This is a genomic window from Streptomyces sp. NPDC006529, from assembly GCF_040611795.1.
Classification (GTDB): Bacteria; Actinomycetota; Actinomycetes; order Streptomycetales; family Streptomycetaceae; genus Streptomyces.
This window is the reverse complement of the sequence record NZ_JBEXPB010000045.1, coordinates 40,697-53,522: the sequence shown is the minus strand read 5'-3', so window position 1 is coordinate 53,522 and position 12,826 is coordinate 40,697. Positions and strand designations below refer to the sequence as shown.

The window sequence follows — 12,826 nt, the reverse complement described above, 5'->3', positions numbered from 1 at the left end:
GCCACGTGCCGGCCTCCGGCCCGGTGCCGGACCCGGGCTCAGTGCCGGACCCGGGCCACGTGCCGGACCCGGACCCGGGCCCGGGCCCGGGCACCGTGCCTGAGGCGTTGCCCGTGCCCCTGCCCGGGGCGGAGGTCGGCACCGTGCCGTCGGCGTTGCCTGTGCCGCGGGTGGGCCGCGTGTCAGGCGCCGTGCCGGTGGTGCTGTCCGTGCTCACGGGTGTGGTCGGGCCGGTATCGGGTTGCGTGGGGCGACTGGGAGGCGTTCGGGGGTTTCGCGGGCGGGGCGGGGGCATCAGTGGGCCAGGCCCAGGCCGCGGGACGTGATGGCCTTCTCGGCGGCGCTCTGGCCTTCGCTCAGGGCCTTGAGGTGGTCGGCCCCGGCCGCGTTCTGGGCCGCGTTGACCTGGAGGTGGGTCGGGCCCCAGGTCCAGCCGGGCACGATGGTGTCCGCCGCCGCGCCGGCCAGGGCGTACGGGTCCTGCCCGGCGAAGTACGAGGTGTCGAAGAGCTTCGCGGCCGCGGCCCGCATCTCCGGGTTGGCCGGCAGGGCGCTGCTGGGAGCCTTCAGCGAGCTGAGGCGGGCCTTGACGGCCTCCGGGTCGGTGGTGACCCAGGCGATGAACTCCGCCGCGGCCCGGGTGTGCTTGCTGCCCTTCGGCACGATGTAGGAGGTGCCGCCGTACATCCCCGTCGCGGGCTTCCCGTCCCACGTGGGCAGCGGCGCGATGCCCCACTTGCCCTTGAGGTCCGGGTAGCTCGCGAGGAACGTACCGGCCGTCCAGGCGGCGCCGATGACCGTCGCGACCTGACCGGACGAGCGCTCCTTCGCCTCGCCCTCGCCCCACAGCGGGGTTTTCGACGCGAGGCCCGACGCCAGCAGTCCGTTCCAGTACGAGGCCACCTTCCGCGAGGCCGGGTCGTTGATGGCGACCTTCCACCGGTCGCCCTCCGTCCCGTACCAGTGGGCGCCCGCCTGCCAGGAGAGGCCCGCGAGCACGGCCGGGTCGCCGCCGCCGAAGTTGGTGATCCGGACCGACGGGTCGGCCTTGTTGATCTTCTCCGCTGCCTGCTCGTACTCGTCCCACGTCGTCGGCACGGCCACCCCGTGCTTCTCGAAGATGTCCTTGCGGTAGAAGAGTTCGAGCGGCGTGACGTCGAAGGGCACCGCCCAGGTCCTGCCCCCGAGGGCGACCAGCGACTGGACCGCCTTGGGGAACTTCTCGGCAACGAGCGTGCCGGAGGTCGCGCTCAGGTCCTCCAGGTTGCCGCCGCTCGCGAACTCGGGGAGCGAGGAGTAGTCCATCGTCGCGATGTCGGGTGCGTTGCCGCCCTTGACGGCGTTGGAGAGCTTGGCCGCGCCGTCCGGTCCGCCGGGCACGGCCGAGAAGGTGACCCGGATGTTCGGGTGCGTCTTGTTGAAGGCGTCGGCGGTCTGCTGGGCGCCCGCGCTGGAGGACCAGTACGTGATCGTGACCGGCTGGTCGGCCGACCCCACCGGTTCGGCCGCCGTCCCCGTCCCCTCCTTGCCCGCCCCGCACGCGGTGGCGAGCAGGGCCAGCGAGGCGACCGAGGCGGTGAGGGCGAGACGGGACAGCGGCCGGGAGAGCAGCGGCCGGGAGGCCAGCGGACGGGAGGGCAGGGGGCGGGACGACGGCATGCGGGAAGAAGGCAGGCTGCGCGACATGGTTCGACTCCTACGGGCGACCGCTCCGGGCGGCGGATGGGAGAACGCGGCCCATCTTTTGTGCGAACACGCACCCCGTCAAGAGCGAACGCACGACTCGATCGAAACAATCAGTTCAACTGACCCCTCATGAGCGGATGGTCAGCCGCGGGAGCAACTCCAGGTGCTGCCGCGGGCTGCCGTGCGGCCCGTACGCCGTTTCGTCGGCCCCCGACAGCCGGTCCAGCAGCAGCTCCGCCGCCCGCGCCCCCACCTCCCGCTTGGCGGGAGCGACGGCCGAGAGCGGTACGTCGGCCAGTCCCGCCACCTCGTCGTCGTACGTGATCACCGCCAGGTCCTCCGGCACCCGCACCCCCCGGGCCTGGAGGCGCGGGATCAGCATGATCGCGTCGGTGTCGCTGTGGATCAGCGCGGCCGTGACCCCGCCCTTACCCCCGCCCGCATCCGGCCCCCCGCCCCCGGCGACCGCCTCGCACAGGTACTCCAGCGTCCGCGCGAACCGGTCCGCCACCGACAGCGCCGCCACCGGCGTCTCCCCGGAGTCGGCCGACGGCCAGGGCGGCGCCGGTTCCAGGCCCAGCGCCGCGACGGCGGCCTCGAACCCGGCCCGCAGTCGCGCGCTGGTCGGCGTCTCCTGGCAGGCCAGCGCGATCCGCCGGTGGCCCAGCTCCACCAGGTGCTGGACCGCCCGCGCCGCCCCGTGGGCGTGGTCCGACCCGACCCGGTCCAGGGCGGCCGCCGGATGCCCCGGCGGCGCCCACCGCTCCACCAGCACGGTCGGCACCGGCAACTCGGCCGTCCACACCCCCTCATCGGGGCCCGGCGATCCGGCGTCCCAGTTGGGGGTCAGCAGCAGCCCGTCGGCCCCGGTCGACAGCAGCCGGTCGGCCTGCGTCCGGTCCTCGCCCGGCAGGTAGCGCGTCAGTCCCACGGTCAGCCGCGCGCCGCGCGCCTCGACCACCTCGCGGGCGCCGCGCACCACCTCCGCGTAGTAGTACTCGGTGGTCGGCACGACCATGCCGACCACGAGGCCCGCCGCATCGCCCGGTCCGTCCGGCCCGCCCGGCGCGGCGTCGCCCCGGGAAGCGGTGCCCGCCGCGCCTCCCCCGAGGCGCCCTCCGGGCGTCGCGGGCTCGACCCGGCTGATCACCCCGTGCAGCCGCAGGATCTCGCCCCGCGCGGCCATCGCCTCGATGTCCCGGCGCAGGGTGACGGGGGAGACGCCCAGTTCCCGGGCCACGTCCGTCACCCGCACGCTGCCCCGGGCCCGGACGAGCGCGAGCACCTGGGCCTGGCGCTGGTCTACATGTGGTCTCACGGGGTCCCCCTGGGCTCTGCCGACGAGCGCGTACGGCCCGGCGTGCGGTGGTTCGTGTGCGGCGCTGCGGCCATCCTCGCCCTGATCATCCGCTCCGTTCCGCCGCCATCATAGATAACCGGCGGCGCGCGAACGATCGATTCGATCGTTCGCGATCGATTCGATAGGGACGAGGTGCCCACCACGCCCCACCACGCCCCGCCCCACCGCACCACGCGACGCCGGAACGCCGCCTCCCCCGAGCGGGGGAGACGGCGTCCGGGCCACGGCACGCAGCAGGGAGTCTCAGGACACGATGTCCTTGCGCGCGAACCCCCGGAAGGCGAGCGCGAACAGCACCAGCGCATACGACACGGACACCGCCGCGCCCTTGATCATCCCGCCCCATTCCAGGTGCGGCTGGAGGGCGTCGGCCCAGGCGAACTGCCAGTGCGCGGGCAGGAACTCCCGCCAGGACCCGAGCGCGGTCACCGCGTCCAGCACGTTCCCGACGATGGTCAGCCCGACCGCCCCGCCGACCGCGCCGAGCGGCGCGTCCGTCCGGGTCGAGAGCCAGAACGCCAGCCCGGCCGTGACCAACTGCGATACGAAGACGAAGGCGACCACCAGCGCGAGGCGCGGCAGCGTGTCCCCGGCCGCCAGTTCCCCACCGGTCGGGAGTTTCAGCGGCCCCCACCCGTAGGCGGCGGTGCCCGCGGCCAGGGCCACCACCGGCAGCAACACCATCGCCGCCAGGCTGAAGCCCAGCGCGACCACCAGCTTGCTCCACAGCAGCCGCGCCCGCGGCACCGGCGAGGCCAGCAGGTAGCGCAGCGAGGACCAGCTGGCCTCCGAGGCGACCGTGTCCCCGCAGAACAGGGCGACCGGCACGACCAGCAGGAAACCCGCGGAGACGAACAGGCAGGTCGCCGCGAAGTTCGCGCCGGACGCGGTCGCCGTGTCGATGAGGGTGATCCGGCCGTTGCCGCCCGGGCCGCCGTCCTGCGAGCCGCCGCCCACCGCGAACGCGATGATCATGATGAAGGGCAGCGCGGCCAGCACCCCGCCCATGACCAGCGTGCGGCGCCTGCGCCACTGCCGCAGGGCCTCGACGCGCAGCGGCAGCGTCCGGCTCGCCCGGTATCCGGGCGCCACTTCCTGTACGGCGCTCACGCCGGACCTCCGATCAGGGTCAGGAACGCGTCCTCGAGCCGCCGGTGCGGTCCCACTCCGGTCACCGGCACCTCCAGCCGGACGAGTTCGGCGATGAGCGCGGTGGCCGTGGCCCCGTCGAGCCGGACGAGGAGCCCGTCCTCGGCCGCCACCACCGAATCCACGCCCTCCAGCGCGGCCACCTTCTCGACGGCCGCGTCGGGGACGGGTCCCGCCAGGGTCACCAGCAGGGTGTCCCCGCCCCCGGTGATCTCGGCCACGGGCCCGGCCTGGACCAGCCGGCCACGGTCCATGACCACGAGGTGCGTACAGGTCTGCTCGACCTCCGACAGGAGGTGACTGGAGACGATGACGGTCCGGCCGCCCGCCGCGTAGCGGATCATCACGTCCCGCATCTCGCGGATCTGCGGCGGGTCCAGACCGTTCGTCGGCTCGTCGAGGATCAGCAGGTCCGGCATGCCGAGCATGGCCTGGGCGATGGCCAGCCGCTGCCGCATGCCCTGCGAGTACGTCCGTACCGCGCGCTCCAGTGCGTCCCCGAGACCGGCGATCTCCAGGGCTTCGTCCATGTGGGAGTCCTCGGCGGGACGGCCGGTGGCCCGCCAGTACAGCTCCAGGTTGGCGCGCCCCGACAGGTGCGGCAGGAAGCCCGCCCCCTCGACGAAGGCGCCGACCCGCGACAGCACCGGGGCCCCGGCCCGTACCGCGTGCCCGAACACCCGGATCTCGCCCGCGTCCGGCGAGATCAGCCCCATCAGCATCCGCAGGGTGGTGGTCTTGCCGGCCCCGTTGGGTCCGAGCAGCCCGAGGACCTGGCCCTTCTCGACGCGCATCGACAGGTCGCGGACCGCGTACCTGTCCCGCGCCTTCGCGTACCGCTTGGTCAGCCCGGTGATCTGGAGCGGTACGCCGTCCAGCGCCGCCTCGTGCTCCGGCCCGCGGGGCGTGCCTGCGGCCGGGGCGTCCGGCGCCGGTCCGCCGCCGCGGCGCCGGATGCCGAGCAGGGCGGCGGCCAGTACGGCCGCGCCGAGCGGCAGGGCCCAGGTCCAGGCGGGCAGCGCCGCGGAGGCGGTGCGCACGTCGTCGGCGAACGGCACGGTGAGGATCCCGTCGGCCGTGGACACCGCGTACGTCGCCGGGGCGGCCGGGGTGGCGTAGCCCAGGTCGGTCGCCGCGACCACGAGCCGCAGCCGGTGGCCGCGCTGGACGCCGTGGTCGATGGCGGGAAGCGCGAGCTTCACCTCGGCGCCCTGCGCGGCGTTCTCCACCCGCACGGGGACGACCAGCTGGCTGGGCAGCTCCTGCTGCCGGCCGTCCGGGCCGACGTCGTACACCTTGCCGAAGAGCACGGCCGAGCCGTCCGCGGCGCTGGAGCGCACCCTGAGGGTGACGGTGGGCGTGCCGGTGATCCGCAGTTCCCGCTCCAGCGGCTGCGACTCGAAGCGCGCGTACTGACCGGGGAAGTCGAGGGCGAGGCTCGCCCCGAGCCCGGCGAGCTGCCCGCCGATCCCGGGGAGCGAGGAGAGCGCGGGGGGCGCGCCGCCCGCCGGGTTGGCGAAGGTCTGCTCGGCGCCCGTCAGCGCGATCCTCCGCCCGCCGGAGGTCAGCCCGGGGTAGCGGTCGTCGGAGGCGCCGCGGAGTTTGACGGCGCCGTCCGTCGAATCGATTCCTCCGGTGCGCGAGACGCGGAACGCCGGGCCCGTGTCCGCCGCGGCGTCCTGCTTGAGGTAGTGGTCGAACCAGGCGGTGACCCGGCCGTGGATGCGGCCCTCCTCCGGCATCCCGCCGTCGTGGCCGCCCGCCGCCCAGTCCACCGCGACCGGGGCGCCGTTCTTCGTGAGCGCCGCCGCCATGGCATCGGACTGGCCGAGCGGGAAGAGGGAATCGGCCTGCCCCTGCACGATCAGGGCCGGCGCCTTGATCCGGTCCCCGACCGCCGACGGGCTGCGCCGTTCCAGCAGCTCACGGGCGCGCGGGTCGGGCTTGCCCGCCACCGCCACCCGCTCGTACATGGCGCACAGGTCCGGCTGGAAGCGTCCGCAGCCGGGGGCGGCGAGGGGGTCGGCGGGTCCGGCGGCCGCCGCTCCGGCGGCCCCCGGGACGCCCGCGGGCTGCATGCCGCCCGCGGAGCCGGTCGTGAAGAACACTCCGGCCCACAATTTCTTGAAGACGTCGTTCGGGAAGAGCGCGTCCGCCAGGTTCCAGTAGGTGATCTCCGGAGCGATCGCGTCCACCCGCTGGTCGTAGGCGGCCGCGAGCAGCGAGACCGCGCCGCCGTAGGAGGCGCCGCTCACGCCCACGCGCGGGTCCCCGGCCGCATCGAGCCGCACCTCGGGGCGGGTGGCGAGCCAGTCGATGAGCCGGGAGACGTCCTTGACCTCGTACTCGGGATCGTTGAGACCGATCTTGCCGCCGGAGCGGCCGAAGCCGCGGGCCGACCAGGTCATGACGGCGTACCCGTCGCGCGCCAGCTGCTCGGCCTGGGCCCGGACGTCGTCCTTGCTGCCGCCGAAGCCGTGCGCGAGCAGCACGGCGGGCCGTTTCGCGCCGCCCCCGGCGGTGAAGTACGAGGTGTCGATGGCGGCGCCGGGCATCTCGAAGAGGCGGTCCTGGTGGTGCACGGCCGGCGCGTCGTCCGCCGAGGCCGCGGCGGTCCAGGTGCCCGCCCCCGCGACGACGGCGAGCGCGGCGGCGCCCGCGAGCAGGCGGCTTCGGCGGCGCCGGGGCAGTCGGAGCTTCATGCGGAAACCCTAGTCGCACCCGGCCCCCGCCCCGAGCGCCCACGGGCGTACCTCCGCACCTCCTCAAGGACTACTCCGCTCGGCGCGCGTACCGCGGGCGCGGTACGCGCGGCCGGGGCAGGATGGCCCCATGCTGCTGGCCGATGTCGCACGGGTGTCCCGGGAGGTGGCCGGGACCTCCTCCCGGTCCGAGAAGGTGGCGCTGCTCGCCGCGCTGTTCGCGGCGGCGCCCCCCGACGAGGCCGCGCTGGTGATCTCCTACCTCGCCGGGCGGCTGCCGCAGGGCCGCCCCGGCATCGGCTGGCGCGCGCTGAGCGCCGAGACCGAGGCCGCCGCCGAGCCCACGCTGACGGTGCCCGCGGTGGACGAGGCGGTGACCGCGCTCGCCTCGGTCGCGGGTCCCGGCGCGCAGGGGGAGCGGCGGCGGATCCTCGCGGAACTGCTGGGTGCGGCGACCGGGCAGGAGCAGCGGTTCCTGCGCAGCCTGCTCTCCGGCGAGGTGCGCCAGGGGGCGCTGGACGCGGTGGCGCTGGCCGCGGTCGCCGAGGCCGCGGGGGTCCCGCAGACCGCGCTGCGCCGGGCGGTGATGCTGGACGGGTCGTTGCCGCGGGTGGCGGGCGCGGTGCTGGCCGGGGGCGCGCAGGCGCTCGGCGCCTTCACGCTGCGGGTGGGCACGCCCGTACAGCCGATGCTCGCGAGCACCGCGAAGTCGGTGGGGGAGGCGTTGGCGGCGCTCGGGCCCTGCGCGGTGGAGGAGAAGCTGGACGGGGTCCGGGTGCAGGTGCACCGGGACGGGGACGACGTGGGCGTGTACACGCGGTCGCTGGACGACATCACGGGCCGGCTGCCCGAGGTGGTGGAGCTGGCGCGGTCGCTGCCGGGGGACCGGTTCGTGCTCGACGGGGAGGTGATCGCGTTCGGGGCGGGCGGCCGCCCCGTGCCCTTCCAGGAGGTCGCGAGCCGGGTCGGCTCCCGGACCGACGTGGCCGCCGCCCGCCTGACGCTCCCGCTGACGCCCTCCTTCTTCGACGTCCTTGCCGTCGAGGGGGAACCGCTGCTGGACCTGCCGGTGCGCGAACGGTACGCGGCGCTGGCCGCCCTGGTGCCCGAGGAGTCGCGGGTACGGCGCCTGGTCGTCGAGGACCCGGAGGCGGCGGGGGAGGCGGCCGACGCGTTCTGGCAGCAGGCCCTGGCCCGGGGGCACGAGGGCGTGATGGTCAAGGCGCTGGACTCCGTCTATGCGGCCGGGCGGCGCGGCAAACACTGGCTGAAGGTGAAACCGGTGCACACGCTCGACCTGGTGGTCCTCGCCGTCGAGCGGGGCAACGGCCGGCGCACCGGGCTGCTGTCGAACCTGCACCTGGGGGCGCGGGGCGCCGACGGGACGTTCGTGATGCTCGGCAAGACCTTCAAGGGGCTCACGGACGAGCTGCTGCGCTGGCAGACCGCCCGGCTCGGCGAACTGGCCGTCGAGGACGACGGCTACACCGTGCGGGTCCGGCCCGAGCTGGTGGTGGAGATCGCCTACGACGGGCTCCAGCGGTCCCCGCGCTATCCGGGCGGGGTGGCCCTGCGGTTCGCCCGGGTCCTGCGCTACCGGCCGGACAAATCGGCGGCCGAGGCGGACACCCTGGAGGACGTACTGGCCCAAGGGGCCGGGACGGCGGGAAGCGAGGAGAGCGCGGACTGACCGCGACCGGCAGGTGTTTTGCCTCTGGGGCAAGAAAATTGCCCGGCAGGCAAGACTCTGGCTCAATCGGAGCATGAACCCCGAGCCCTCCGCCACGGTCGCCCCGCAGCTGCGCGAACTGCGCCGCCGGGCCGGCCTCACCCTGGAGGCCGCCGCCGCCCGGGCCGGGCTCTCGCCCGCCCACCTGTCCCGCCTGGAGACCGGCCGCCGACAGCCCTCGCTGCCGCTGCTGCTGGAACTCGCCCGCACCTACGCCACGACGGTCTCGGAACTGCTCGGTGAGACCCCGTCCGTGGCCGATCCCATCGTACGGGCCGGCGGGCCCGGCGCTCGCGAGGCCGACGGCTGGACGTACTGGCAGGCCGGCGGCCCGGGCCGCGCGATGCAGGCGCTGCGCGTGCACGTGCCGTACGCCCGGGAGCAGGGCGAGCTGGTCCGCGTCCACCCCGGCGAGGAATGGCTGTACGTCCTCAAGGGGCGGCTGCGGCTCTACCTGGGGGAGACCCGGCACGTGCTGGAGCCGGGGGACAGCGCCCATTTCGATTCGCTCACCCCGCACCGGATCGGCGCGGCCACCGAGGGCGGGGCCGATCTGCTGTTCGTGCACACCCTGCTGCAGAGCGGCCTCGCCGGGCTGTGCCTCGGCGGCGCGGCCACCACGCACCACTGAGAACCGAGGAGTCGCCGCATGTCCCTGGGAGAGAACGTGTCGTCAGAGGTGTCAGAGGTGTCGAAAGCGCCGGAAGCTTCGGCGGGGCCGGCGCAGGCTCCCGCGCAGCGGCCCGCCGTGGTCAAGCGCATCGAATCCAAGTTCCCGCGCGGCCTGATCATCCGGCTCGTCGCGTACCTGTTCGTCGGGCACCTCTTCGCCTTCTTCGTCTACCTGCTCTTCGTCCTGGGCGCCAAGAACCAGTGACCCGGCCCGTCCTCACCGCGGCGCACCCAGCCCAGTACCAGCAGGGACGCGACCGCGGCGAAGGCGCACCAGGTCGAGGCGAACTCCAGGCGCCAGAACAGCGCGCAGAGCGCCGCCCCGGCGGCCATGGCCGCGCCCAGGACGCGCAGCCGCCGGTCCCCGGCCAGCAGCAGTGAGCCGAGGGTGGCGACCAGATAGCCCGCGACCACGAGCGGCGCGTACGGCACGCTCACCCCGTAGCCGATGACGTGTCCGCGGATCTCGGCGGTCACCGGGCGGGTGGCCAGACCGTACGCGAGGACCGCCGCGGTGGCCAGTCCCGCGGCGGTGGGGAAGAGCAGCCGGCGCCGCACCGAGGGCGCCGCGCCGGGCCCCGCCGCCAGGAGCACGGCCAGCGGCACCCAGGCCGCCAGCAGCGGCAGGGCGATCACCGCCCAGGCGGTGGTGGCCGGGCCGCAGCCGCCCCCGGAGCGCCAGAGGGCCGCCTCGACCAGCTGGTGACAGCCCAGGATCACCGGCAGCGCTGCCACCGGCAGATCGCGGGCCCGGCGCGCCCGGGCGACGCAGACAAGCCCGGCGGCGGTGATCGCCGTACCGGCGGCCAGGTCGGCCGTCGCGCTCCAGCACATGGGACCCCCGGCGCAGGAGTGACAGGTGATCCCCACGGTACGAGCGGGCGCCCCGGTCCGCCCGCCCGCCGCGTCAGGCCGGTGACCCGGTCGCGGGGGAGCCGGCCGCAGGCGGCTCCGGCCGCTCCGGCGCCCGGGAAGCCTCCAGCGGGGGAGCGGTCACCGCGCACTGGGTGCGGCACTGCGGCCGGGCCGACCCGGGCGCGGGGGAGCGTACGGTCGCCCACGCCACCAGGGCGCCGAGCACCAGCACCCCCGCGCACCAGGGCATGGCCCGGCCGAAGGCGGCGTCGAACCCGTCGGCCGAGCGGTAGGCGTCCGGGCCCATCCCGGCCAGCAGCGGCAGCGCCGCCACGGCCAGCAGCCCGGCGGCCCGGGCCGCCGCGTTGTTGATCCCACTGGCCAGCCCCGCCCGGCCGGGGTCCACGGAGGCCAGTACGGTCGCGGTCAGCGGAGCCACCAGGGTGACCATGCCCGCCCCCAGCACCAGCAGCGCGGGCAGCACGTCCCGCACGTACGAGGCCCCCGGCCCCACCCGCAGCATCAGCAGCATCCCCGCCGCGCACAGCAGCGGCCCCACGGTCAGCGGGATGCGCGGCCCGATCCGCTCGCCCAGCGCCCCGGAGCGCGCCGACAGCAGCAGCATCAGCGCGGTCGTCGGCAGCAGCGCGGCGCCAGCGGCCAGCGCCGAGTACCCGGCGACCACCTGGAGCTGGAGCACGGAGAGGAAGAAGAACCCGCCGAAGGCCGCGTACACGCACAGCGTGACCAGGTTGACGGCGGTGAACTGGCGCGAGGCGAAGATCCCGGGCGGCACCATCGGATCCGCCCGCCGCCGCTCCAGCAGCACGAAGGCCACGGCCAGCGCCACGCCGCCCACGGCTGCCGCCACCACCAGGGCGGAGCCCGACCAGGCCTCGATCAGCGCGTACGTCACCAGCGCCAGCGCGGCCGCCCCCAGCACCGCCCCGCCGACGTCGAACCGCCCGTGCGCCTGCGGATCCTTCGATTCCGGTACGTGCCGCAGCGCGACCGGCACGCACAGCGCGGCGAGCGGCACGTTGAGCAGGAACACCCAGCGCCAGCCGGGCCCGTCCACCAGCCAGCCGCCGACGAAGGGCCCCACGGCCGCGCCCACCCCGCCGAACCCCGACCACAGGCCCACCGCACGTGCCCGGTCCGCGGGATGCAGCGAGCCCTGGATCAGCGCGAGGGAACCGGGGGTGAGCAGCGCCCCGCCGATGCCCTGGAGCGCACGGGAGGCGATCAGCACCCCCGCGTCGGGGGCGATCCCGCACAGCAGCGAGCCCAGGGCGAACCACGTCACGCCGAGGACGAAGATCCGCCGCCGGCCGTACCGGTCACCCAGCGCCCCGCCCACCAGGATCAGCCCGGCCAGGGTGAGCAGGTAGGCGTTGACCGTCCACTGGAGCACCGCGAGATCCGCGCCGAGGTCCCGCCCGATCCGCGGCAGGGCCACATTGACGACGGTCGAGTCCAGCAACGCCATCGAGGAGCCGAGCACGGTGGTGAACAGGATCCACCGGCCCCGCGCGGAGGCGAGGCGCACCTGCGGGCCGGAAGGGCCGTCGTCGTCCATGCCTCCCAGGCTCACCCGCCCGGCCGCCCAAAGCCACCCGGTGGAGGGGACGGATCGCCGCCGGCGACGACGGGCCCGCGACGGCGGCAGCGACAACGGCGGCGACCTGCTGCATTTCGCCGGTCCCGGCCGGTCGGTACGGGCATTCGGGTGGCGCGCGCCGATGCCGGGGCGGCGCGCCCGTACCGGAGGCCGGACGTGGCTAACGTGACCGGGTCTCCGCCGTCCCATCATCGGAAAGCCGGGAAACGCGATGAATCCCACGCCGCCGACACCGCAGGCGCCGCAGATGCCCGCGACGCCGCAGACCGACCGGGCCACCGCGAGCGGGGAGCGGCCGATCCGGCCGGAACCCGCGCAGCGGCCCGCCGCGGACGAGCTGCGGGCGGCCGCCGAAGCCGCCGCGGGGCCCGCCGCGACCTGGGCGATCGGCGACCGCGAGGGCTTCCTCGCGGGGTCCGGACCGGCCGACGCCCCCGTCGAGGCCGACGGCCTCGGCCCCGTCGTCGCCCTCTGGCCCGTCATCGGCACCCTGGTCGCCGAGGGCGCGCTGAGCCTGCACACCCCGCTCACCGCCTACTGCGACGAGGCCACCGGCGGAGCCACCGCCCACCACCTGCTCACCCACGCCGCGGACGCCGGATCCTGCGCCACCCTCGGAGGCATCGCCGAACACCTCACGGGCCGTCCGCTGGCCGACCTGGCGGCCACCCGGGTCTGGCATCCGCTCGGCATGGTCCGGACGGCCCTCACCGGCGCCGGGCGGCTCCACTCGACGGTCGAGGACCTCGGCCGCTTCCTGCGCCACCTGCTCGCCGGACCGGACCAGCCGCTCACCCGCGCCTGGATCACCGAATCCCTGCGGATCCGGACCGGCGAACTCACCCCCGCCCGCGGCCTGCTCTGGCACCCCGCCCCCGGCACCGACCGCCGACAGGACACCTGGACGCACCACGGGCCGGGCGGCGCCGACCTGTGGGTCTCGCCGCTGCGCGGCCGCTGGGCGTTGCTGGTCGCGCCCTGTGCCGACGCGCCGGTGCGGGGTGCCTTCCGCGCGGCCGCCTTCGGCTGAGCGCGCGAAGCCCGGGTCGGGG

At 75.4% G+C, this 12,826-nt stretch carries 10 protein-coding genes; 4 read left to right on the top strand and 6 right to left on the bottom strand.

Annotated features, from left to right (window positions below; all coding sequences use genetic code 11):
• Window positions 1-294: 294 nt before the first annotated feature.
• The 4 genes from ABZY31_RS25615 to ABZY31_RS25600 all read right to left on the bottom strand — a co-directional run bounded on the left by ABZY31_RS25615 (window position 295) and on the right by ABZY31_RS25600 (window position 6,897).
• Window positions 295-1,659 (bottom strand): sugar ABC transporter substrate-binding protein, encoded by a 1,365-nt coding sequence (locus ABZY31_RS25615; protein ID WP_356414337.1) that lies wholly within the window; start codon window positions 1,657-1,659, stop codon window positions 295-297.
• Between the two features lie 154 nt (window positions 1,660-1,813).
• The gene (locus ABZY31_RS25610; protein WP_356414317.1) at window positions 1,814-3,004 is read right to left on the bottom strand and encodes a substrate-binding domain-containing protein; all 1,191 of its coding nucleotides are present in this window, start codon (window positions 3,002-3,004) and stop codon (window positions 1,814-1,816) included.
• Window positions 3,005-3,289: 285 nt separating this feature from the next.
• Complete coding sequence (locus ABZY31_RS25605; RefSeq protein ID WP_356414314.1) at window positions 3,290-4,156, bottom strand: ABC transporter permease; 867 nt, start codon at window positions 4,154-4,156, stop codon at window positions 3,290-3,292.
• Window positions 4,153-6,897 carry an alpha/beta fold hydrolase gene (locus ABZY31_RS25600; RefSeq protein ID WP_356414311.1) on the bottom strand — a complete coding sequence of 915 codons (2,745 nt, stop codon included), beginning with the start codon at window positions 6,895-6,897 and terminating at the stop codon, window positions 4,153-4,155. The genes ABZY31_RS25605 and ABZY31_RS25600 overlap by 4 nt, the downstream gene beginning before the upstream one ends.
• A gap of 130 nt (window positions 6,898-7,027) precedes the next feature.
• Between ABZY31_RS25600 and ABZY31_RS25595 the strand changes: the two genes are divergently transcribed.
• From ABZY31_RS25595 to ABZY31_RS25585, 3 genes are all read left to right on the top strand, one after another.
• On the top strand, window positions 7,028-8,587 hold the full coding sequence (locus ABZY31_RS25595) for an ATP-dependent DNA ligase (protein WP_356414308.1): 1,560 nt from the start codon (window positions 7,028-7,030) through the stop codon (window positions 8,585-8,587).
• Window positions 8,588-8,660: 73 nt separating this feature from the next.
• The gene (locus ABZY31_RS25590) at window positions 8,661-9,257 is read left to right on the top strand and encodes an XRE family transcriptional regulator (RefSeq protein ID WP_356414305.1); all 597 of its coding nucleotides are present in this window, start codon (window positions 8,661-8,663) and stop codon (window positions 9,255-9,257) included.
• Window positions 9,258-9,374: 117 nt separating this feature from the next.
• Window positions 9,375-9,503: a DUF6126 family protein gene (locus ABZY31_RS25585; RefSeq protein ID WP_356414334.1), complete on the top strand. Its 129-nt coding sequence runs from the start codon at window positions 9,375-9,377 to the stop codon at window positions 9,501-9,503.
• Here the strand turns inward: ABZY31_RS25585 and ABZY31_RS25580 are convergent.
• Together ABZY31_RS25580 and ABZY31_RS25575 are read right to left on the bottom strand one after the other, a co-directional pair.
• Complete coding sequence (locus ABZY31_RS25580; protein WP_356414302.1) at window positions 9,467-10,132, bottom strand: DUF6629 family protein; 666 nt, start codon at window positions 10,130-10,132, stop codon at window positions 9,467-9,469. The genes ABZY31_RS25585 and ABZY31_RS25580 overlap by 37 nt on opposite strands.
• A 73-nt stretch (window positions 10,133-10,205) precedes the next feature.
• Complete coding sequence (locus ABZY31_RS25575) at window positions 10,206-11,732, bottom strand: MFS transporter (protein WP_356414299.1); 1,527 nt, start codon at window positions 11,730-11,732, stop codon at window positions 10,206-10,208.
• 253 nt (window positions 11,733-11,985) lie between these two features.
• Here ABZY31_RS25575 and ABZY31_RS25570 point away from each other — a divergent pair, with 253 nt between their 5' ends.
• The gene (locus ABZY31_RS25570; RefSeq protein ID WP_356414296.1) at window positions 11,986-12,804 is read left to right on the top strand and encodes a serine hydrolase domain-containing protein; all 819 of its coding nucleotides are present in this window, start codon (window positions 11,986-11,988) and stop codon (window positions 12,802-12,804) included.
• Window positions 12,805-12,826 lie beyond the last annotated feature (22 nt).